Below are 20,702 nucleotides of genomic sequence, written 5' to 3'. Positions count from 1 at the left end.
TCATTGCTGATAATGTCATGAAGTTAAGAAGCTCTAGCTCAGGCAAGAGCTTTTTTTGTCCGCGTTTCGGGCGCTGGTTACGGAAACTGAAAACAAGGTCAAGTGAAAGCTCTTCTCGCTTTTCTCATCAAACACTCATTTCATTTGACTTTTTTTTTTTTATACTATAGACTCAGAAAGTAAACGTAATATTAGAAATGTAGTTGTAATGAAAACTCAAAAGTACATGTTACGCCAAAGGAGGAGTTTATGACACCAGAAAAGAAAAAACAGCGGCGGCTGCGCAACCTTGCAGTCCTGTCGCTCCTGTTACTCGCAGTAGGCGGCACCTTCGCATTCCAAGCCTTCAACCAACGGGCCATCAATGACCGGCTGAATGAAGTGGACATCAATGTCGGTGGCCGTGTCCACGACTACTACAACCGAGACACCGAAAACAAGGACGTCTTCGTGGAAAACTACGGCGAACGGCCAATCATGGCCCGGATACGCCTGTCCGAGTTCCTCGAAACCCGACAGCGTAATGAAGCCAACTTCACGCCCCTGGTCGCAGGGACCAGCCGTGACGATGTAGAAAACTGGACCACATGGATCCCAAGCGCAGGCAATATCAATGACCGTGCAAACAATAATCCGTCCAATGCCTTTGACCAGTATGCCAGCCTCATCTTCGGTTGGGAACGTTCAGGTCAAGATGCCCCATGGTATATGCCCACCTTCAACCATGACAACCTGGACTTAAGAACAGCAGCGGCTGGTCATGCGCGAGACTGGATCGAAGGGAACGGTGCTACAGATGCGGTCACAGACGGCGCGACACATCCGGGTGATGGAACCGATGCTTACTGGTCAGCAAACGAAAACTTTGACAACAGTGGTCCAATCTGGCCGGGAGAAGAAGTGACCAACCAAACCGCTCAGAACTTACAACAGGACCGTGCGCCAATGACCATGAACCAGTGGAGCAACTTGCCTAACGAAGACAAGATAGGCAACTTCTGGGTAGTTGACCACAACACAGGTTGGGCTTACTGGGCCAACAGACTGAACAGTGATCAAGCCAGCTCTTACCTGCTTGATGCAGCGGAGATGACAGCTGCCATTGAGGACAAGGTTTTTAACGGCTTTTACTACTATGGGATTCATGTCGAGAGTGGCTTAGTCAGTCCTGACCAGCATGAGGAGTTTCTCAATGACGGGGAGCAACACCATGCGGAGCTGGAAGACTTCCTCAGAGGCATCCAGAACGGGGTGATGTTTGATGACGGACCAAACCCATTGCCTAACGAGGACAGTGCCCCTGCAGCCTTTGACTTTTCGACCATGCGTCCGGGTCGTATCTTTACCATGGCCGGGGAGCAGTACCGTTACCTTGAAAACATGGGTTCTGGGAATCATATGATTATCCGGAACGATGCGATTGCAAATGTTTCTTGGAATGATCAAAACGTTCGTCTTGATGAATGGTATGATGACCTTGAGCCAGAAGTTCAAGCTATGGTAAGACCAGTGACGGATAACTTTGTGACAGGGGAAGTCCAACAGGTAGAACTTACTTGGACAGGCGGTGTCCTCTTTATTCCTGCCAATCTCGATGACTTCCCAGAAGTTGCGGCTGATGTGACTCAAGTTAACACGAGTGGGAGTCCACGTGCCTTTGCCCTCTCTTTAGCTGATATGGCGCGCTTATCAGGTTCAGGCCGTGCTTTTCCCACATTTGTACAGCGTACAAGTGGAAATGCTCTACCTTGGTGGTTGCGTACCTCGGCGACATCAGCCGCAGCTTGGCGAGTTACTGGTGATTCTTATGGTCCGAATGCTAGGGGACAATTGCGCGGTGGACATGGTAAAGTGAATGCAAATAACTCCATACGCCCCGCTCTCATCATCAACCAAGCCCCTTAGAGCTTTCTTTCAGAAGTTTTGGACGAAAGTTCAAATTCAGAGTTCGAAAACGCCCACTTTTGACACAAAAAATGTCGAAAGTGAGCGTTTTTCTGTTGGACTATCAATTTCCTTAAAATAAAACCTACAAAGGTAGGGCGGAACCCATAAAAGCCGTTCCTAGTATTTGGCTATCTCTAAGATACTGAGTAATATTTTTATTAAATAACTTGACTTCTGGACTTTGTGTTTTACCAACAAATGTGATTTGAAGACGTCTCAGTACATTAGATATAGGAGTGCCCTTTTCAATTAAGTTTATTGCAATAGAAACTTTTTCTTTTTCGAAATTAGTGGTATTAGTATTTTCAAGAATTCTTTTTAAATCGTTTAAAATTTCATCCTCTAAAATTTTTATTGTCTTTTTATTTTTTTTTAACATTATCTCTCCTTATCTATAATTTCCATAAGGATTATATGGAGGCATATAAGAATAATGTATAGGCGTATGTTTAATTGGAGTAGGGTTAGGCCATATGGAGTTATAGACTCTTAGTATTCCATTAGCCAAGGTTTCTTTTCCACTACCATTAACAATTTGTAATTCATTATCAGTGAGTATAGTGAATTTTTTATTTTCCATTTATCGCTCCTTTTAAATATTTTAACCATTCAGATTGTATCGCTTTGTAAGCGGTTTTTCAAGAGTGTGGTGAATGACAAAACACGACAAATTAGAAATTTTTTATCTGTAGTTATTTAAATAAAAATTATGCTTTACTATTTTCTGGATATTTGTGTTATCCTGCTTAACATAAGCAACTTTATGAAGACTCTCCTTTTATTTTATCTAAGTAGTAGTTAAAATAAGTCTTTTGACCTGTTATCACGACACACTTGCCTTCCAGACCATATCGAATATAAGAAAGCTCTTTTTTATCCAAAGTGACTAAGGCCGAAACCTTATAAGCATTCCCGTTCTTCAAGGGAGTTGGGGCACTGTCAATTTGGTAGATTGTTCCTATTAGAATTTCTGTTTTCGGAAGATTCTGTTGAATCGTAAAACGAACCTTTTGACCTCGCTTAATCCCAGAAATTTGAGTGCTTGGAATATAGGAAACGAGATAGACTTGAGTCTTGTTTTTCAGTGGGGGATAGATTTGTGCGATAGGAGTTCCTACTGGTATAGTCTTATTTTCTAAGATATTTGGTAAAACATGCAAAACTCCTTCTTTTTCCGCAAATATTTCATTATACTTGTTCGCTTGTTTTTGCAAACTTATTTTTGTTTCCAAGTCGGTTAAAGCACTATTAAAGTCTGATAATTCCTTATTTGCAGAAGCTAAAGCCTGAGTTTTAAGTGTAAGAAGCTGACTGTTTAGACTGTAGTCATAGCTGTTGCTCGCATTTAAACCACTCATTTGGACATCAAAAGATTGGACTTGCTCTCTTAAGCTATCAATGCTTGAAGATATACCTGCAAGAAACTGAGCTTTTAAGCTCTCTGTTTGCTTATTTATATCCTGTCCTGATATTTCTCCTAATTTCTCTTGATTTTGAGCACGACTTTCAATAGCTTTTCTTTGAATTAAATAGTTATTGTATTGAGCTATATAAGGGTTTCTGGAGGAGACAGTGCCATTATTAGAAACTGCATTTTGGATTTCAATATAAGCATCAATTTGGTTGTTGACATTTGCAATTTGTCGGCTAATTGCAGACTGTTGATTTAAAATATTATTATTTTGATCGTCAATAGCTCGGTTAGATTTACTTATGTTTTCCCTTAAACTGGAAGATTGCGCTTCATAGCTCTCAAATGTCTTTTCATACCCATAAGCATCTGTTACTTGAAACTCATTTTTACCTGAAGTTAGACTTTTTAAAAGAAGCTGGAGCTGCTCTTTTTTATTTAACAGCTCTTGTTTCTGATTCATTAAATTTTTAATTAGGGTACTGTCAGAGTCATTATTATATTTTAAAAGTAAACTATTAGCTTGGACAGTTTTCCCCTCACTCAGATAATTTTCAATAATGGGATTATTGCTTGTGGACTGTATGTTAGAAATAACTTTTTGAGGTTCAATACTAGCAATATTAGTGACGATTAATTCTTTTTTAGCAAAGAAAGAAAAAACAAACAGCCCCACAAAAAGAAACGCGACAGGAAATATCAGCAATACGGGGAAATTTTTATATCTTTTTTCATAAAGTTCCGAACTTGCTAGTAAGCGTTTATCAAACACATTAACCTCCTATTGATTATAAAGTTGTGCATAGAATCCTCCCTTAGAAAGAAGTTCCAAATGGTTACCTTCCTCTATTATTTTACCTTGTTCAATAACAATAATCCGGTCGATCTTTTCCGCAATAGACAAACGATGAGCAATAAAAATAATGGTTTTGTTTAGCTTAAATAGATTTTTCAAAATCTTTTTCTCGGTAATCATATCGAGATTACTGGTGGCTTCATCTAAAATAAGTACTTTTGCAGGAGAGAGTAGGGCACGTGCCAAGGCAATTCTCTGCTTTTGTCCTCCAGAGAGTGTTGTAGCATCACTGGAGAGTTCGGTTTGATATCCTAACTGCATCTGTTCAATATCAGTTCGAATCTCCGCAGTCTCTACCGCCCGAAAAAGTGCTTCTTGAGTAATTTCTCCCTCAATTCCTAGTGTCAAATTCTCAAGTATTGTTCCTGTAAAGATATACGGTTGTTGTGGAAGATAATTGACAAGCTTTCTGAGTTGATGTTTATCAAGCTGTTGCACATCAACTCCTCCTAGTTGGACAAGACCTTGTGCAGGTTCAAAAAAGTTTACTAACAATTTTACGAGTGTACTTTTCCCTGAACCGCTCATACCCACAAGAGTTATTTTCTCATTTTCTTTTATCGTTAGTGAGATATTGGAGAGAATGTCTCTTCCAAAGCCGTAGCGGTAAGAGATATTTTCAAGTTTAACGTCAAAATGAGAAAGCATGAGTTCGGTCTTTTTTGTGTCAAACTCACTTTCTATCAGGTAAACTTCATTCAATCGATGATTAGCCACACGAGCCGCTTGAAGTTTTGTTTGTAAGTTGATGATATTAGAGAGAGGATTCATAAAGTAAGAAAGCAAGGCATTGAAAGTGATTAATTGACCTAAAGTAATTTTTTGATCCATCACGAGTGTCGCTCCATACCACAAAATTAGGACATTTAAAATAAGTTGTAGTCCTGATTTTAAGGCAGCTTGATAAGCTTCTGATTTTTGTTGGGAGAAGGATTTTTTCATATAATCCGTAAACTCGCGGTCTATTTTTTGATAGCGGACTTCCTCACTCCCAAGAGACTTGAGGGTTTCTATCCCATTAATATCTTCAATGATTGAAGAATTTAAAACAGCGTTTGCCTGCATAACTGCATTGTTTTGTCTTTCAAACACAGGAACAAAAACAAAGATGATAAGGGTATAAAGAGGGATAGAGAACAATACGAGTAAGAAAAGCTTCATATTCTGAAGTCCCAGAACAAGCCCTGTCATAAGTACAATGGTAACATCTAAAAACAGCGATAGAATAGTAGAAGCTAGTGCATCTATAATTGAGTTGGCATCCGAAAAACGGCTGGTAATCTCTCCCGTTCTTCGTGTAGAGAAAAAGGACATAGGGAGTTGAAAAACATGACGTATATAAGAAAGAATGACATCAATAGCTAAACGTTGCCCCAGTATGGCAAGTAAAAAAGTTTGGGCAAAACTAAGGAGTTGTTGGATAATGTACATCGCAATTAAGCCAAGAGAAATGATACCTAAAGTTTGTATCATAGCATTAGGAACATACTCATCAATAATATTTTGAAGATAGTAAGAACCTATAATATTAATCAAGGTTACCAAGAGGGAAGCAGCAATAATCTGAAAAACAAGCGATTTTTGCCGTACAATGATTGGTATAAAAGAAAGCAAGGACTCTGATTTTTCCTTTATTGGTTTGTAATCAGGCTGTGGAGCAATAAACAAGGCTACACCTGTCCATTCTGAATAAAACTGTTCCCAACTCATCTTTTTTATCTTAACCGTAGGGTCAGGATCTGCAATGGTGATATATTTTTTGTTGGAGTGTTTAACAACATAATAATGAGGATATTTCTGTTCTTTAATCACATGAACGATAAAAGGATAAGAAATCTCTTTCATGTCAAATAGAGTATGGTCTGCCCGAAGGGCTTGGACACTAAAACCTAAATGTTCTGCGGTTTTTTTGATACCTAAAGCAGAAGTCCCCTCTATGGTTGTCCCAGCCAGTAGCCGAAGAGAGGCTAGGGACTGCTCTGTCCCATAAGTTTTTAGAATCATAGATAGAACAGCACAACCACAATCTCTTTCATCTACTTGTGCAGTATAATATTTCTTTTTAAAACGCATAGTACCTTTCTATAATTATTTCATTCACATAAAGCCTCATTTTAGAAACTTTAAGAAATATTTACATTATAAAAGATGAGAACTAATATTTCTCATCTTTTATAGTTTAGATAGATTTACATAGAAAATGGGCTAATCCCAGCTCCTTTATTCCAAAAATTATCTTGAGCAAGTTTTTTAAATAAAGCAAGGCTTTCCTTTGACAACTTTCCTTGTATTGCTAAAGGAGTCAAAGAAGATTTAATTCCATGAGCGATACGAGATATGTTCTTATCATTTTGATACTTTGTCTTTAATTCTTTTAAAACAATTAATTCAGCTTCACTTATTTGTGATTGTTGAATCAAGTAATCTAGTTCAGTCATAATTTCAAGTTTATTCATAGCTTATTAACCTTTGCATTTAATATGGACGATACTGATTTATCTTTCCTTTGTTAGCATAAACTTCCCACTGATTAACAAAACCTCGATCATTCATCATTTTTGCCCACGTACCAAGTCCATTAAGAGCATTTCCAAGATGACCACCAATTCCACCATCGATTTTTTGTAAATCTTTATCTGAAAGCATTGTATAATTTTTGTTTTCCATTTTTATTCCTTTTTATGAAATATTCAAATCTTTGTACTCAAACTACTCCACATTCTAACATTTTTCCTCTTTAGCAAAAGTATCAAAAGCGTTAAGAATGTGTTGGTGTTATGTTACAAAAAATGATAATCTACTTTGTATTACCATCAGTGATTTTAAATTAGAATATTCTACCCCAACTAGAAATCAGACCTCCTCCTAAATTCTTATTTTCTGAACTTGCTTTATTGATAAAATGATAGAAGTCTGACATTTCTTTTGTCATCGTTTGTTTTAGTGCCAAGGGAGTTAAAGTTATTTTAAGAGCTGATACTACTCGAGGTAAATATGTTGATGCTTCTAATTGCTTCTTTGCAAGTATTAGAGCTTCGGATTCTTTGAGAGTAAGTTCAATTGATAATAAATAATTCATTTTATCTAAAAGTTCTGCTTCGAACTGTTTTTTTTGATTTTTTTCATATAATTCCTTTAACTAAGCCACTCTTATTACATAACTGCACTCCAATATTTCATCTTAAGACTTGTGCTATAATAGAAGATAAAATGCAGAGAAGGAAGCTGGAAGGTCGATGAAACTCAAAACAAATGCAAGAGCACTTAAGGGAACTGTCACAGTACCTGGAGATAAATCAATCTCACATCGCTCGATTATGTTTGGTGCCATTGCTCATGGACAGACACGAGTACACCACATTTTGAGAGCAGAAGATATCACAGCAACCATTCAAGCTTTTCAGGCTTTAGGTGTTAAGATTGAAGAGAGGGGAGACATAGTCTGCATTCAGGGACGAGGTTTTGAGGGGTTAAGACCTGCTCGCAAGCCTTTGAACATGGGAAATTCGGGAACATCTATGCGTTTAATGTCTGGAATTTTAGCAGGTTTACCTTTTGAAACTGGTATGTATGGCGATGCCTCTCTTTCAAGACGACCTATGGATCGTGTTGCCCAACCTCTAACACTGATGGGCGCGGAAATTGAGGGAGAAGGCGAACGCTTCCTTCCCCCTTTGAAAATTCGCGGGGGGCGGTTGAAGCCGATAAACTATCAGCTTCCAGTAGCTTCTGCACAGGTTAAGTCTGCTTTGATATTTGCTGCCCTACAAACGAAGAAAGGTCAAGTGTCAGAAATATTTGAAAAAGAGCTGACCCGTAATCATACAGAAGAGATGCTTCAACAATTTGGGGGAAGACTTAAGATATCTGGTAAGAGAATTTTAGTTCCAGGGGGACAGAGACTAGAGGGACAAGAAATAACTGTGCCTGGAGATATATCTTCCGCAGCTTTCTGGATTGTGGCAGCTTTGCTTATCCCAGAGAGTAATATCCAGCTCAAAAATGTTGGTATAAATCAAACCCGAACAGGAATTCTTGATGTCATTGAAGCTATGGGGGGACAAGTTGAAGTAGCCGAACGGACAGAGCTATCAGCAACACTTAAGGTAAAGCACGGTGCCCTAAAAGCAACGGAAATATCTGCTGCCTTAATTCCAAGGCTTATTGATGAGCTACCTATTCTTGCGCTCCTAGCAACTCAGGCTGAGGGAAAAACAGTCATTACGGATGCTGAGGAACTTAGAATAAAGGAAACAGACCGAATTGCAGTAGTGGCAGATGTTTTGCAAGCTATGGGAGCCAATGTTCTACCTACAGCAGATGGAATGATCATCAAAGGTAAGACAAAGCTGCATGCGCCAAAGAAGAAGATAAGGACATATGGCGATCATCGTATAGGTATGATGGCAGCCGTCGCAGCTCTTCTCGTCTCAGAAGGAGAAGTTATCCTAGAAGGCAGTCAAGCCATAAGCACAAGTTATCCAACTTTTTTTGATGACATGGAAACTTTGCTTGCTGTGGGCAGAAAGGATGAGGGATGACAGTAATTTTGATAGGTTTTATGGCTGCAGGGAAATCCACTGTCGCAAAAGCCTTTGATCAGGGAAAGTTTATAGATCTCGACAAAAAGATTGAAAAAGAGATTGGCATGACTATTGCGCAGTTTTTTCAAGAATATAGCGAAGACAAATTCCGACAAATCGAGAGGGAAGTTTTCAAAACAGCAGTGCAATCAGGTTATGCTGTCATTGCTACAGGCGGTGGTATTGTGAAACTTGCAGAAAATCGCAACTGTTTGAAAGAACTGGAAAATGTTGTCTATCTCAAGGCAGATTTTGAAACACTTTATGGTCGTATCTTATCAGATAAAGAGAACAGTCGTCCCTTGGCTTTGCGATCAAAGGAAGAAGTTGAAAAGCTGTTTACTCAACGTGCCGCTTTTTATGAAGAAGTGGCCGATATTGTTATTGAAACTCAGGGCAAAAGTCTAGAGGAAGTAGTCAAAGAAATTCAGGAATTAAAATGAAAATCTATTTTGTAAGACATGGAAAAACACAGTGGAATTTAGAAAAAAGGCTTCAAGGGCAGAAGGGGGATTCGCCTCTCTTGCCGGAATCCTATGAGGCCATTGCACGTGTCAGTGAAAAACTGTCACAGATGGTACGCTTTGATAAGGTGATTTCAAGTCCGCAAGCTCGAGCGGTTACTACAGCGGAACTCTTGACTGATTTGCCAGTGCATAAAGATCCGCGCCTGTCTGAATGGAATTTTGGCCAGCTTGAAGGACAGCTTGTTGCAGATGCGCTTTTAAAATACCCAGAAGAAATGTATGCATCTCGAAATGAACTGCAAAACTTTGACGGTCGACACTTTGGAGCTGAAACAGTAGAACAGGTTTTAAATCGTTTTGACAGCTTAGCGTTAGATTTGCGTAATGATGAAGCTGAAAATATCCTACTTGTCGGGCATGGTGCTTCTGGAACAGCAGGTATGCGACATCTGGCAGGGTTTCCCCTATGGGAATTGCGCGCAGCAGGAGGCTTAGCGAACAACAGTGTAACTGTCTTGGAAGCAAAGGATAAAGGCTTTCAAATCACTCATTGGAATCAAGAATTATGATGGAAAAAATTTATTTTACAGGAACCATTGCGGCTATTTTTTTCAGCAATCCTAGCAATTTTTACAAGGTTCTTTTGCTGGAGATTGATGAAACAAACAGCGATTATATGGGCTATGAGATTGTCGTGACGGGAACGATTGGTGACCTGATAGAGGGGGATACTTATACGTTTTATGGGCAGATGACAACTCATCCAAGGTATGGTGAACAGTTACAGGTAGAAACTTATGAAAAAGCTGTGCCAACCAGTGCTGCAGGCTTAATCAAGTATTTTTCATCAGATAAGTTTCCGGGTATCGGCAAAAAAACGGCCGAAAAAATCGTTGCACGGTTTCCTGAAAATACTGTGGACAGTATTTTAGGTGCTCCTGAAGAGTTAGGAGAAATACTGCCCCTCGCAAGAAAAAATTCATTCATTAAACGTCTACGTGACAATCATGGTGTTGAAAAAATTCTGTCCAAGCTGGCTGAGTATGGTATTCCAAGCAAGTTACAATTTCAGATTCATGAGCTTTACAAGGACGAAACATTAGAGATTGTTGCTAAAAATCCTTATCAGCTGGTAGAAGATGTAAAGGGTGTTGGTTTTAAAACGGCAGATCAAATTGCTCAAGAGTTAGGAATTGCGGCTGACAACAGCTCTCGTTTTAGAGCAGCTTTAATGCACGTGGTGAAGACACAACCGATGATTACAGGGGATACTTATATCGAAGCACACGACCTTTTACTGGAAACGATTCAACTTTTGGAGGAGTCTAGGCAAGTTGAGCTTGCACCAGAACGTGTAGCTGAAGAAATCAACCCTCTTTTAGAAGAAGGCAAAATTCAGCAAGAAGACACAAAAATATTTGAAAACTCGCTTTACTTTGCTGAAGAAGGTATCAGTGCCTCTTTAAAAAAACTGATTCAACCCAGTTCACAACCTTTTTCAGATGAGAAAATTCTGGAGCAGATTGGACAGGTTGAGCATGATTTGGAGATTGTATACGATAAGTTACAGAAAGAGGCGATTATTCAAGCGCTAAAAAGTCAATTCTTTATTTTAACTGGTGGGCCTGGCACAGGGAAAACAACGATTATCAATGGTTTTATTGAAACATATGCGAAGCTTTATGGTATTGATTTGAATCCCGAGGGCTATCATGATGATGTTTTTCCCATTCTTTTGGCTGCACCGACAGGAAGAGCAAGCCGACGGATGAATGAGTTGACCGGTTTGCCCGCAGCAACTTTACATCGCCATTTGGGTTTAAATACAGATGAAGCCATGGACACAGAAAGCAATCTTCTTTCGGGTTCCCTGCTCATTGTGGATGAGTTTTCAATGGTGGATACATGGTTAGCAAATAAACTTTTGCAGGCCATTCCACCTTCTATGAAAGTTCTCTTTGTCGGAGATGCGGACCAGCTCCCTTCTGTTGGTCCCGGTCAAGTTTTTGCGGATCTCTTAAAGATAGATGAAATACCCTCAGTAAGATTGGATAAAATATTCCGTCAGGGAGAAGAGTCAACCATTATTGATCTTGCGCATGAGATTAGGGAGGGACGGCTGCCCCAAGATTTTACCAGCCGCCATCCAGACCGTTCTTACTTTGAAGCGAATACAGGTCAGGTAGCGAATCTGGTGACGCAAGTTGCAACAGCTTGGAAAAAGAGAGGAAATAATCCTTTTGAACTACAGGTTTTGGCACCGATGTACAAAGGAATGGCAGGGATAAACACACTCAATGGTTTGCTCCAAGAACTTTTTAATCCTTTAGAAGGACGACAAGAGTTTAACTACCATGATGTTCATTTTCGTCAAGCAGACAAGGTTTTACATCTGGTTAATGATGCAGAATGCAATGTTTTTAATGGAGATTTAGGAGTAATTGTTGAACTTGTTCCTGCCAAGCATACGGAAAGCAAACAAGATGAAATTGTGATGGATTTTGATGGTCAAACAGTGACTTACCCACGTGCCGAGTGGTATAAGATAACGCTTGCCTATGCTATGTCTATTCATAAGTCGCAAGGGAGCGAGTTTTCAACAGTCGTTGTTCCGATGGTTTCTTCTTATTCAAGAATGCTGGAGCGTAATTTACTCTATACGGCTATCACGCGTGCCAAACAGAGTCTGATCCTTATTGGAGAGCAAAGAGCATTTGCTCAGGCTGTACAAAAAGAAAGTGCCAATCGTAAAACTTATTTGATTGAGCGTTTTTCCAGTAAATCTGAGCTTCTGGATAAACAACAACAGCCTCAGGTTGACTCCCTTACTGAGAAAAAAAGTGGAAAGACCACAAGGGGGGAAATTTCCCTTTTTTCAGAAGAAGATATATCGGAAGATTTAGTGAGAGAGCCTTTTCTTACTGCAGCTTTAATCAATTCGGGAGCTTTTGACCCAATGATTGGTCTGACAGAAGAAGATTTCCTTATTTTCAAATAGAAAAAAAGACTTGCTCAGAAAACTGATAAGCAAGTCTTTTTCTTAGATAGGGAGGTGGCGTTTAAAGTATTTACGCGTTTTCCATTTGAAACGTGCTGTTTCTATACCTTCAGTCATTGCGACATAATCATCTGCTAGGGTAACGACCCAGCTTTCTTTATAACGTGGCGGTGCAAGTGTTGCGCCCCACATGTGTTTAACAATACAATCGTATTCAAGATCTGAAAGTGTTGTGATTTTTGCAGCATTGCGTGCAGCAATGCGTGGATGAACATAGGCATGACTTTTGTTAAATTTAGTGTCGCGCCAATCGTAGTAGAAGAGGTCATGCAAAAGTCCTGCACGTGCAGCTGACTTAGCATTCCAGCCCATTTTTTTACAAACCAAATAACTTACATAACTCACCTTTATAGAGTGAATTAAACGTGTTGAAGTATAGTGATGTGTGATTTCATCAAGTTGTTTCAGTTCCGGCATCTCAAGAAAGTGACCAACGTAACTCATAAATTCGGCATCTGTCAACCAAGGATTTTCATCTAATTTCATATTCATATTATAGCACCAATCGATAAAATGTAAATAGCAATATGCAATTTTTTCAAATAAAAAAAGGGAAAATAATTGGATTTTATTCAGATAAACAGTTGCTAAAAAGCCAAAAATCCTGTATAATTTATAGGTATTACAAAAATTTGGAGGAAATAATGGCTAATATCAAATCTGCAATCAAACGCGCTGAATTGAATGTGGCTGCTAACGAACGCAACTCACAACAAAAATCTGCAATGCGTACTGCAATCAAAAAATTTGAAAAGGCACCAAGTGAAGACACATACAAAGCTGCAAGCTCTGCGATTGACAAAGCTGCATCAAAAGGTCTTATCCACGCTAACAAGGCTTCACGTGATAAGTCACGTTTGGCTGCTAAATTGGGCTAATTCTTAAACTACAAAAAATATTCCTATCGGATGATAGGTTTCTTTTTTTACCTTCTTTATATTACAAATAAATTACGAAAAAACTTTTTTAGATATATACTTGACAGTTCTGTTATAAATGTTATAATTAGTTTATGAATAAATAAGAAAAAAATAAGGAAAGCAGAAATAACTATGCTAAAAATTTATACAGTAACAACATGTAGCTCATCTAAAAAGGCAAAAGAGTGGCTGGATGAACACCGGATTGAGTATCAAGAGATTAATTTGCTGACGGATAATATCGAAAAACAAGAGTTTCTTAATATGCTCTCATTAACAGAAGAAGGAACAGGGGAAATACTTTCAAAGCGCAGCCGAATTTATAAAAAAATTGCAACGCGGCTAGATGAACTTTCCTTAGGGGAACTCGTTCGCTTTATAGATGAGAATCGTTCCGTCCTACGCCGCCCCTTGATTGTCAATGATAAATGCCTTCAAGTTGGTTATAACGAGGATGACATTCGTAAGTTCCTACCAAGAACAGTGCGTCGTGTAGAGATGGCTAATGCCAGTGAAAGCATCCGCAGTATTGCTCTTGGGGGTAAATTTAAAATTCAGGCGAGTTAAAAAGTAAACATTTGGTCGCTCATACTGAGTTGCTGCTCTATTCATATTTGATCAAAGAGGTGATGACAACCTCTTTTTTCTAGCAAAAATATCAGCGTAAAATAGACAATCCTTCTATTAAAATTTATAATAGTAACTGTTGTTGGATAAGAAAAGATAAATGCTATAATGAGTTAAGAGTTATCGTTTTTGAAAAGAAAATACGCGAGAAAGCAAAAAGAGAAGGAGAGGGAAGCGGTGTGCAAAAGTAAAACATATGGTGTCTACTTTGGCGCACCGTTTCCAAAAATTAAATGACGTTTGAGACAGAGAAAGTTGACTTTAAAAAGACGGAGAGAAAGTTTTATTATCCGAAAAAGGTAGAGGTAATTACTGTTCCAGAGATGACCTATTTAACAGTCTCAGGAGCGGGGGAACCTGCAGGAGAGACTTTTCAGAAAGCGATTGCTTCTCTTTACCCTGTTGCTTATGCGATTTCCATGTCTTATAAAAAGGAAGATTATAAAATTCCTAATTTTTACCGCTTTGTTGTGCCCCCTTTGGAAGGACTATGGACGAGTAAAACTGTTCCAAAAAAAGACGAGCCCTTAAAAAAGGAGGACTTTGTTTGGAAAGTGATGCTGAGAATGCCAGAGTTTGTTACTAAGGAAGTTGTAGAATGGGCCAAAGAAGAAGCAGAACGAAAAAAGAAACAGGATTTTTCTCATGTAAAATATGAAAAAATAGAAGATGGTTTTTGTGTGCAGGCTCTACATAAAGGCTCTTTTGACGAAGAGGCGCAGACTTTTGCTCAGATGGAAGAATTTGCAGCTTCCGAAGGGCTTCAACTCATTCACAGAGCCTATCATCATCGTGAGATTTATCTCAGCGATTTTAGAAAGACTGCACCAGAAAAGTTAAAAACAGTGCTGCGGCAGTATGCCAGAGTTAAAGAAGAAGAGGAGAAAATATAAACAGCTTCCCTCTGGATAGATGAGGTCTAGATGCATAAGAACAGCTTTATATTAATAAAGCAGGGAACTCTAATTAGGATTTTTCTATAATCGTCAAAGTGATTGGTAAAAGAGAAAAATTTACAGCGTTGCAAATAAAGTACAAAATAGACTAAAAGAAAGGTTTCTACTGGTGGGAGCTACCCGATAATATAAAAATAAGTTAAAATAGAAGAAAAATATCCAAGTGTGAGTATTTTTGACTTGGCCATAGGTTATTTACTACGAGGAGGTTGAACAATGAAAAAAACAGACTGGAGTCGTCCTTTAAGAGAGCGATTGCCTGAGGAGTATTTTCAAAAGATAGTAGCTTTCATTAATCATGTTTATTCCCAAGGAGAAGTTTATCCGCCTGAGGATAAGATTTTTCGAGCCATTGAACTTACTTCTTTAGCGGAGGTAAAAGTTGTTCTTGTTGGACAAGATCCCTATCCGCAGCCTGGAAAAGCACAGGGATTAAGCTTTTCATATCCAGCTTCATTTGCTGTCTATCGCCCAGATTCTATTGTTAACATTCAGAAAGAACTTCAAAGTGAAGGTTTTGATAAACGAGATTCAGATTTGACTCCTTGGGCTGAGCAAGGGGTATTACTTCTTAATGCTGTTTTAACGGTTCCTAAATTAAAGTCCAATGCCCATAAGGGAAAAATATGGGAACCTTTGACAGATGAGATTATCAAAATTGCTTCAGATGATGACCGTCCTAAAGTCTTTTTACTGTGGGGAGGCGATGCGCGAAAGAAAGCCAGACTTATTGACTCGGATAAGCATTTGATTATTGAGTCTGCCCATCCTTCTCCTTTGTCTGCTTCGCGTGGCTTTTTTGGCTCTCGTCCCTTTTCAAGAGCTAATGCATTTTTAGAGCAAACAGGTCAAACAGGAATAGATTGGTCAAAATAAGAAGAGGATGAAGAAAGTTAGAAAATAGGGCGCGAGACGGATGACAGTCCTAGAAAATTTTGGTAAAATAGTCCTAGTGATATAACTAAAAAGGAGAAATTATGGAAAATCCATTTATAAATAATCATAACAGTAGTCAAGTGTCGTTAAATCAGTTTTTTGCACGCATTTATGGAATTGTGGGGATTGGAGTTGCCGTTTCAGCGCTCACATCTTTTTTGACAATTAATGTTTTCTGGGAAGTAGCCCAGAACTTGGTGCAGCGTGCAGGATTTGGAATGCTTGTTATTTGGTTCCTGCCACTTATCCTCATTTTCCCAATGCAAAACGCAGCCATGAAAAATAAACCTACCGCTTTACCAATGTTTATCGGTTTCTCGGTAATGATGGGCTTTATGATGAGCTTTACGATTGCTGCTTATACAGCTTCTGATGTTACTCTGGCCTTTGTTTCCACTGCGGGTATGTTCTTTGGTCTTTCCGTTTATGGGCGAACAACTAAACGTGACTTGTCAGGCATGGGACGAGCTATGATGGGAATGCTGATTGGTTTGATTATCGCAGGTGTTATTAACATCTTTTTGAGAAGTCCAATGGTTGTCTTTGTCTCATCAATCATCAGTGTACTTGTTTTCAGCGGTTTGATTGCGTGGGACAACCAAAAAATCGAGCAAATATATCGTCAAAACAATGGTAATGTAAGCAATGGCTGGGCAGTTAGTATGGCCTTGTCACTGTATCTTGACTTTATCAACCTTTTCCTCTCACTTTTGAGAATTTTCGGAATCATGGGAAGCAGTCGTGATTAATGAATAGCAAAAAGAGACAGGGACACTTTTGTCCTTGTCTCTTTTTATTCAGGGTTGCCTCCAGCATGTGTTCTATCTGATCTTCGAGTTTCGGATTAAAAATAAAGATTGGGGCAGGGCTTTGCCCTTATCCTCCAAGGATGGAAGGCATTTGTCTTCCAGTAGTTCCTTTATGCGTTTGAGTCTGACTTTTCTTGTCTCTGTTTTCCTTAGGCCTATCCTAGCATTTATTCATAGAAAAAAGACAAAATCTCAAGATCTTGTCCACAATGGCTTTATCAGAAATGATAAAGTTTTTTTTATTTCAAAATAAATTTCTTTGAAGAAGATACGGATGGAAAGTGCTATTTCAAAAAGAGTTCTTCAAGCTTTCTGGCAACACCATCTTCATCATTGGTCCAAGGAATAATTTCGGTGGCATAGGGGGTGAGGCGGGAAGAAGCATTTTTCATTGCGTAAGCTTCCTCTGCTAGTTTAAACATCTCAATATCATTGTGTTCATCACCAAAAGCAATCAAATTTTCTTTAGGAATATCTAAAACTTTAAGGAGATGTTTGAGGCCAGAGGCTTTGCTCACACCCTTAGGGACAATTTCAAGAATGCCATTTGGTCCTCCCCAACCGCTTACACTGACTTTTCCATTATAGTGATCTTGGATTTGCTTGGCGAGACGAAACTTGTCCTTGACACGCGTTGAAAGAAGAACTGCATGAGGATTGTCATCCAGACGATCAGCACGAAGACGGTTATAAGGATGAAATTTTTCTACACCAAATAATTTTGGCTCAACATATCGAAAGCTGTTGAGGAAAAACTTTCGACGGTATTCGACAGCAAAAAACTCCAAATCAAAATTTTGTTGATGGCGTAAAAAATCAAATACAAATGAGCGATCAATGTAGTGCCCTTTCGTGTGCTCCCAATTACGGTTATCCGGCATAGAAATCAAGGCACCGTTAAAGTTAATCATGGGACTTTTAAGTTCTAATTCACGATAAATATCTAAGGACATACGAAAAGGACGACCTGTCGAGATACAGATAATGTGCCCCAATTCTTCGACACGTTTAAAGACATACTTTGTATAGCGGCTAATAGTTTTGCCATCACTGTGAAGTGTCGTTCCGTCAAGATCGATGGCAATGAGCTTTTGATTGTTCTTGTCCATAGAAGTTGTTCTGCTTTCTAAACATAGTACACTGTTATCATAACGGCACAGATGAGGATAGCTTATCTGTAGAAATTCAAAAAATATCACCTTTGAATTTTGATGCCATAATATTTTTAATGAAGAGTAATCCCCTTACCTTCCATTTACAATTAGTGCTAGAGATATTATAACATAATCGTAAATGGCTTAATAAAAAGAGATTTAATTTTTTAAAATTAGCTATTTCCGAATGTTCTTGCAACTAATCTGAAAAATGTCTTAAAATGAATTGAAAGTGAACTTGAAAGACATTAGAATAGGAATGTAGAAATAATTATTTTTTAACATTAGAAAAAGGGAGATTATCCTCGTGAACAAGTTCTTTAAACTTGAAGAAAACGGCACAACAGTTAGCCGTGAAATTATGGCAGGTATTACAACCTTCTTTGCTATGAGCTACATTTTATTTGTTAATCCTGATGTTTTAGGATCAACAGGTATGCCAGTTCAAGCAGTCTTCTTAGCCACTATCTTGGCTTCAATTGTTGGCTCCGTAGCTATTGGTTTAATTGCTAATGTCCCGTATGCTCTTGCGCCAGGTATGGGTATCAATGCCTTTTTTGCTTATACAGTCGTTATCTCTCTGGGTTATACTTGGCAAGAAGCCTTGGCCATGGTCTTTATCTGTGGTATTGTCAATATTATTATTACCTTTACTTCCATCCGTAAAGCCATTGTTTTAGGGATTCCAGAAAGTCTACAACATGCTATTGGTGGAGGTATTGGTATTTTCATCGCTTACATTGGTATCAAAAATGCAGGCATTTTGGAATTTATTGCTTCACCAGGAACTTATTCAGATAATCATGGGACGATTACAGCGGATGCGACGATTGTTCCAGGGCTTGTGAAATTTGATAACCCAGGGGTCTTAATCGCTCTTGTAGGTATCGTAGTAACAATGTTCTTTGTTCTGCGTAAATGGAAGGCTGGGATTCTCCTTTCAATCGTAGTGACTACTGTTCTTGCACTCCTAACAGGTGTTACGAAGGTTGATATGAATACACTTTTCTCAGATAACAATCTTGGAACAGCTATAAATGAGATGGGGACCACATTTGGTGCTGCGCTCGGCTCACAAGGTTTAGGCAGTCTGTTTTCTGACTCCTCACGTATCATTGAGGTGCTGATGACGATTCTAGCGTTTTCTCTGACTTCTATCTTTGATCCTATCGGTACTTTCATTGGTACAGGGCGCAGTACAGGGATTTTCTCTGATCAAGATTTTGAAGACATGGCTAACAGCAAAGGTTTCTCCTCTAAGATGGATAAAGCACTCTTTGCTGACATGATTGCCACACCAATTGGGGCGATTTTCGGTACATCAAACACAACTGTATATGTAGAATCAGCAGCAGGTATTGGTGCAGGTGGACGTACAGGTTTAACCTCAATTGTTGTTGCGGGAATGTTCGCAATCTCTAGCCTATTTTTACCTTTACTAGCTATCGTTCCAACACAAGCAACAGCACCAATCTTGATTATCGTAGGTATGATGATGTTGGGTTCCTTTAAAGAAATCAATTGGTCTGAGTTGAGTGAAGCTATCCCAGCTTTCTTCGCTTCTGTATTTATGGGATTGGGTTACTCTATTTCATATGGTATCGCTGCTGGGTTTATTACGTATATTTTCGCGAAACTTTTCACAGGTAAGATTAAGGAAGTTAAACCAATTATTTGGATTGTAGCCATTGCTTTTGCATTGAATTTTGCAGTATTGGCTATTCTCTAAAAGTCTATATTATAGTTTTATTTATAGGAAATAAACATCCGCTTTTAAAGCGGATGTTTATGTTAAAATGAGTTTATGGAAACACTATTTATTGTTATTTTTTCGGTGATTAGTTTTTTAGCACTAATTCTAACTGTTATTTTTTATACAAAGTCTCACCGTTTGAAGGACTTAAGAACCTTACGTTTGGGGCGACTGACCATTGGGTTCTTGGCGAGTCTTTTTATCCTGTTTAATGGTATTATGGGAATTATTTTTGCTGCGAACTATAATTACCATAGGGAAGTCATCGTGGCCATAGTTGTTATTGAGCTTGCACTTTTTTTGATTCCAGCATTTATGATTAGTTTTGTCGTTCCGATTGGCATTGTTATTTTAACCGTTAAAATGTGGCGGCGTGAATCTCACAGTCTTGCAAATTTGATTCTCCCCGCAATCATACTTGTTTTCTTTCTGGTAGATTGGATTTATATTCGCGTATCTTCTCTAACAGAAGGCTGGCTTTGGTTGCAACTTTTAAGTTATATTTATCCTATTCTTGCTTTTTACTTGCTTTGGCAATTCATTGTTTTCTTCTTTTCAAGCTGGACCTATGGCCGCCGTTTTCGTAAAAAGTCCGCTAAATATCATGTGATTTTAGGCTCAGGATTAATCAAGGGTCAACATGTAAGTCCGCTTTTGGCAAATCGAATCCGTGCAGGGATAGCGTTAGCTAGCCCGGAAACAATTCTTGTTTTTTCAGGTGGGCAGGGTAAGGACGAAAAACTTCCTGAGGGCTTGGCCATGCAAAAATATGCGATTGAGGAGCTTGGCTTTCCGGAAGAACGTACGATGGTTGAGGATCAATCAAGTACAACTTTTGAAAACTTGAAGTTTTCTTCCATCTTAATCGATAAAGCTGAAAACAAAGAAAATGAAGAATTCCTATTTTTTTCCTCCGACTATCATGTTTTCCGCGCGGCTCTCTTCGCCGCTCAACAGGGTTTAAATGCTCAAGGTGGTACCGGAGGGAAGACGCCACTATATTTTCGGCTTCCAGCATTCATCCGGGAGTTTATTGCGGTCATGAATAGTCAACGTCGCAAACACATTTTCTGGGTGGGATTAATCACAGGTATCTTTATTGCTTTTTCTCTCTTCGTTTTATTTATGGAGCATCTTGTGTTCAATCCTTAAAAATATGTTATGACGAAACTCGCTTTCCGCGAGTTTTTTTGCTTTATCTGTAATAAAAGGTGATTTATGAAAC

The 20,702-nt window shown here is 38.8% G+C and carries 21 protein-coding genes; 12 read left to right on the top strand and 9 right to left on the bottom strand.

What is annotated here, in order from left to right:
• Positions 1 to 249: 249 nt before the first annotated feature.
• Positions 250 to 1,905, top strand: a complete 1,656-nt coding sequence (locus NFR51_RS03190) for a hypothetical protein (RefSeq protein WP_251712298.1) — start codon at positions 250 to 252, stop codon at positions 1,903 to 1,905.
• 124 nt (positions 1,906 to 2,029) lie between these two features.
• Here NFR51_RS03190 and NFR51_RS03185 read toward each other — a convergent pair whose 3' ends face one another.
• The 7 genes from NFR51_RS03185 to NFR51_RS03155 all read right to left on the bottom strand — a co-directional run bounded on the left by NFR51_RS03185 (position 2,030) and on the right by NFR51_RS03155 (position 7,293).
• Entirely contained in the window at positions 2,030 to 2,326 is a 297-nt protein-coding gene (locus tag NFR51_RS03185) for a hypothetical protein (protein ID WP_251712297.1), read from the bottom strand.
• 9 nt (positions 2,327 to 2,335) lie between these two features.
• Positions 2,336 to 2,527, bottom strand: coding sequence for a hypothetical protein (locus NFR51_RS03180; protein ID WP_251712296.1), 192 nt, complete (start codon positions 2,525 to 2,527; stop codon positions 2,336 to 2,338).
• A 181-nt stretch (positions 2,528 to 2,708) separates the two neighbouring features.
• Positions 2,709 to 4,130, bottom strand: a complete 1,422-nt coding sequence (locus tag NFR51_RS03175) for a bacteriocin secretion accessory protein (protein ID WP_251712295.1) — start codon at positions 4,128 to 4,130, stop codon at positions 2,709 to 2,711.
• Between the two features lie 9 nt (positions 4,131 to 4,139).
• On the bottom strand, positions 4,140 to 6,287 hold the full coding sequence (locus tag NFR51_RS03170) for a peptide cleavage/export ABC transporter (RefSeq protein ID WP_251712294.1): 2,148 nt from the start codon (positions 6,285 to 6,287) through the stop codon (positions 4,140 to 4,142).
• Between the two features lie 116 nt (positions 6,288 to 6,403).
• On the bottom strand, positions 6,404 to 6,670 hold the full coding sequence (locus tag NFR51_RS03165) for a hypothetical protein (protein WP_251712293.1): 267 nt from the start codon (positions 6,668 to 6,670) through the stop codon (positions 6,404 to 6,406).
• 19 nt (positions 6,671 to 6,689) lie between these two features.
• Positions 6,690 to 6,881: a bacteriocin leader domain-containing protein gene (locus tag NFR51_RS03160; RefSeq protein WP_251712292.1), complete on the bottom strand. Its 192-nt coding sequence runs from the start codon at positions 6,879 to 6,881 to the stop codon at positions 6,690 to 6,692.
• Between the two features lie 160 nt (positions 6,882 to 7,041).
• Complete coding sequence (locus NFR51_RS03155) at positions 7,042 to 7,293, bottom strand: bacteriocin immunity family protein (protein ID WP_251712291.1); 252 nt, start codon at positions 7,291 to 7,293, stop codon at positions 7,042 to 7,044.
• A 157-nt stretch (positions 7,294 to 7,450) separates the two neighbouring features.
• Here NFR51_RS03155 and aroA point away from each other — a divergent pair, with 157 nt between their 5' ends.
• Genes aroA through recD2 form a run of 4 tightly spaced genes read left to right on the top strand, consistent with a single transcriptional unit; the run spans position 7,451 to position 12,262 of the window.
• Positions 7,451 to 8,755 (top strand): 3-phosphoshikimate 1-carboxyvinyltransferase, encoded by a 1,305-nt coding sequence (aroA, locus tag NFR51_RS03150; RefSeq protein WP_251712290.1) that lies wholly within the window; start codon positions 7,451 to 7,453, stop codon positions 8,753 to 8,755.
• Positions 8,752 to 9,240 carry a shikimate kinase gene (locus tag NFR51_RS03145; protein WP_251712289.1) on the top strand — a complete coding sequence of 163 codons (489 nt, stop codon included), beginning with the start codon at positions 8,752 to 8,754 and terminating at the stop codon, positions 9,238 to 9,240. Before aroA ends, NFR51_RS03145 begins: the two co-directional genes overlap by 4 nt.
• Complete coding sequence (locus NFR51_RS03140; RefSeq protein ID WP_251712288.1) at positions 9,237 to 9,833, top strand: histidine phosphatase family protein; 597 nt, start codon at positions 9,237 to 9,239, stop codon at positions 9,831 to 9,833. The genes NFR51_RS03145 and NFR51_RS03140 overlap by 4 nt, the downstream gene beginning before the upstream one ends.
• A complete protein-coding gene (gene recD2 / locus NFR51_RS03135) occupies positions 9,830 to 12,262 on the top strand; it encodes an SF1B family DNA helicase RecD2 (RefSeq protein WP_251712287.1) in 2,433 nt (810 codons plus the stop codon). The genes NFR51_RS03140 and recD2 overlap by 4 nt, the downstream gene beginning before the upstream one ends.
• Positions 12,263 to 12,304: 42 nt before the next feature.
• Here recD2 and NFR51_RS03130 read toward each other — a convergent pair whose 3' ends face one another.
• The gene (locus tag NFR51_RS03130; protein ID WP_202230909.1) at positions 12,305 to 12,814 is read right to left on the bottom strand and encodes an HD domain-containing protein; all 510 of its coding nucleotides are present in this window, start codon (positions 12,812 to 12,814) and stop codon (positions 12,305 to 12,307) included.
• A gap of 152 nt (positions 12,815 to 12,966) precedes the next feature.
• Here NFR51_RS03130 and rpsT point away from each other — a divergent pair, with 152 nt between their 5' ends.
• The 5 genes from rpsT (at position 12,967) to NFR51_RS03105 (ending at position 16,510) form a co-directional block, all read left to right on the top strand.
• Positions 12,967 to 13,200, top strand: a complete 234-nt coding sequence (gene rpsT, locus NFR51_RS03125; protein ID WP_202230910.1) for a 30S ribosomal protein S20 — start codon at positions 12,967 to 12,969, stop codon at positions 13,198 to 13,200.
• Positions 13,201 to 13,374: 174 nt separating this feature from the next.
• The gene (locus NFR51_RS03120; protein ID WP_202230911.1) at positions 13,375 to 13,809 is read left to right on the top strand and encodes a Spx/MgsR family RNA polymerase-binding regulatory protein; all 435 of its coding nucleotides are present in this window, start codon (positions 13,375 to 13,377) and stop codon (positions 13,807 to 13,809) included.
• Positions 13,810 to 14,102: 293 nt separating this feature from the next.
• Complete coding sequence (locus NFR51_RS03115; protein WP_251712286.1) at positions 14,103 to 14,762, top strand: GyrI-like domain-containing protein; 660 nt, start codon at positions 14,103 to 14,105, stop codon at positions 14,760 to 14,762.
• 279 nt (positions 14,763 to 15,041) lie between these two features.
• Positions 15,042 to 15,701: a uracil-DNA glycosylase gene (locus tag NFR51_RS03110; protein WP_251712285.1), complete on the top strand. Its 660-nt coding sequence runs from the start codon at positions 15,042 to 15,044 to the stop codon at positions 15,699 to 15,701.
• Between the two features lie 101 nt (positions 15,702 to 15,802).
• Entirely contained in the window at positions 15,803 to 16,510 is a 708-nt protein-coding gene (locus NFR51_RS03105; protein ID WP_251712284.1) for a Bax inhibitor-1/YccA family protein, read from the top strand.
• Between the two features lie 344 nt (positions 16,511 to 16,854).
• Here the strand turns inward: NFR51_RS03105 and NFR51_RS03100 are convergent, their stop codons facing one another.
• Positions 16,855 to 17,679: an HAD family hydrolase gene (locus NFR51_RS03100; RefSeq protein ID WP_251712283.1), complete on the bottom strand. Its 825-nt coding sequence runs from the start codon at positions 17,677 to 17,679 to the stop codon at positions 16,855 to 16,857.
• 352 nt (positions 17,680 to 18,031) lie between these two features.
• Here NFR51_RS03100 and NFR51_RS03095 point away from each other — a divergent pair, with 352 nt between their 5' ends.
• Entirely contained in the window at positions 18,032 to 19,453 is a 1,422-nt protein-coding gene (locus NFR51_RS03095; protein WP_251712282.1) for an NCS2 family permease, read from the top strand.
• A 75-nt stretch (positions 19,454 to 19,528) separates the two neighbouring features.
• Positions 19,529 to 20,629, top strand: a complete 1,101-nt coding sequence (locus NFR51_RS03090; RefSeq protein WP_251712281.1) for a YdcF family protein — start codon at positions 19,529 to 19,531, stop codon at positions 20,627 to 20,629.
• Positions 20,630 to 20,702: the final 73 nt, after the last annotated feature.

It is taken from the genome of Lactococcus ileimucosae (genome assembly GCF_943193185.1).
Classification (GTDB): Bacteria; Bacillota; Bacilli; order Lactobacillales; family Streptococcaceae; genus Lactococcus; species Lactococcus ileimucosae.
This window is presented reverse-complemented; position numbering and strand designations above follow the sequence as displayed.

What these genes read in the sequence shown, in the direction of transcription:
- NFR51_RS03190 (WP_251712298.1), top strand. Translation starts at nt 250, where the DNA reads ATGACACCAGAAAAGAAAAAACAGCGGCGGCTGCGCAACCTTGCAGTC.
- NFR51_RS03185 (WP_251712297.1), bottom strand. Translation starts at nt 2,326, where the DNA reads ATGTTAAAAAAAAATAAAAAGACAATAAAAATTTTAGAGGATGAAATT.
- NFR51_RS03180 (WP_251712296.1), bottom strand. Translation starts at nt 2,527, where the DNA reads ATGGAAAATAAAAAATTCACTATACTCACTGATAATGAATTACAAATT.
- NFR51_RS03170 (WP_251712294.1), bottom strand. Translation starts at nt 6,287, where the DNA reads ATGCGTTTTAAAAAGAAATATTATACTGCACAAGTAGATGAAAGAGAT.
- NFR51_RS03165 (WP_251712293.1), bottom strand. Translation starts at nt 6,670, where the DNA reads ATGAATAAACTTGAAATTATGACTGAACTAGATTACTTGATTCAACAA.
- NFR51_RS03160 (WP_251712292.1), bottom strand. Translation starts at nt 6,881, where the DNA reads ATGGAAAACAAAAATTATACAATGCTTTCAGATAAAGATTTACAAAAA.
- NFR51_RS03155 (WP_251712291.1), bottom strand. Translation starts at nt 7,293, where the DNA reads ATGAATTATTTATTATCAATTGAACTTACTCTCAAAGAATCCGAAGCT.
- aroA (WP_251712290.1), top strand. Translation starts at nt 7,451, where the DNA reads ATGAAACTCAAAACAAATGCAAGAGCACTTAAGGGAACTGTCACAGTA.
- NFR51_RS03145 (WP_251712289.1), top strand. Translation starts at nt 8,752, where the DNA reads ATGACAGTAATTTTGATAGGTTTTATGGCTGCAGGGAAATCCACTGTC.
- NFR51_RS03140 (WP_251712288.1), top strand. Translation starts at nt 9,237, where the DNA reads ATGAAAATCTATTTTGTAAGACATGGAAAAACACAGTGGAATTTAGAA.
- recD2 (WP_251712287.1), top strand. Translation starts at nt 9,830, where the DNA reads ATGATGGAAAAAATTTATTTTACAGGAACCATTGCGGCTATTTTTTTC.
- NFR51_RS03130 (WP_202230909.1), bottom strand. Translation starts at nt 12,814, where the DNA reads ATGAATATGAAATTAGATGAAAATCCTTGGTTGACAGATGCCGAATTT.
- rpsT (WP_202230910.1), top strand. Translation starts at nt 12,967, where the DNA reads ATGGCTAATATCAAATCTGCAATCAAACGCGCTGAATTGAATGTGGCT.
- NFR51_RS03120 (WP_202230911.1), top strand. Translation starts at nt 13,375, where the DNA reads ATGCTAAAAATTTATACAGTAACAACATGTAGCTCATCTAAAAAGGCA.
- NFR51_RS03115 (WP_251712286.1), top strand. Translation starts at nt 14,103, where the DNA reads ATGACGTTTGAGACAGAGAAAGTTGACTTTAAAAAGACGGAGAGAAAG.
- NFR51_RS03110 (WP_251712285.1), top strand. Translation starts at nt 15,042, where the DNA reads ATGAAAAAAACAGACTGGAGTCGTCCTTTAAGAGAGCGATTGCCTGAG.
- NFR51_RS03105 (WP_251712284.1), top strand. Translation starts at nt 15,803, where the DNA reads ATGGAAAATCCATTTATAAATAATCATAACAGTAGTCAAGTGTCGTTA.
- NFR51_RS03100 (WP_251712283.1), bottom strand. Translation starts at nt 17,679, where the DNA reads ATGGACAAGAACAATCAAAAGCTCATTGCCATCGATCTTGACGGAACG.
- NFR51_RS03090 (WP_251712281.1), top strand. Translation starts at nt 19,529, where the DNA reads ATGGAAACACTATTTATTGTTATTTTTTCGGTGATTAGTTTTTTAGCA.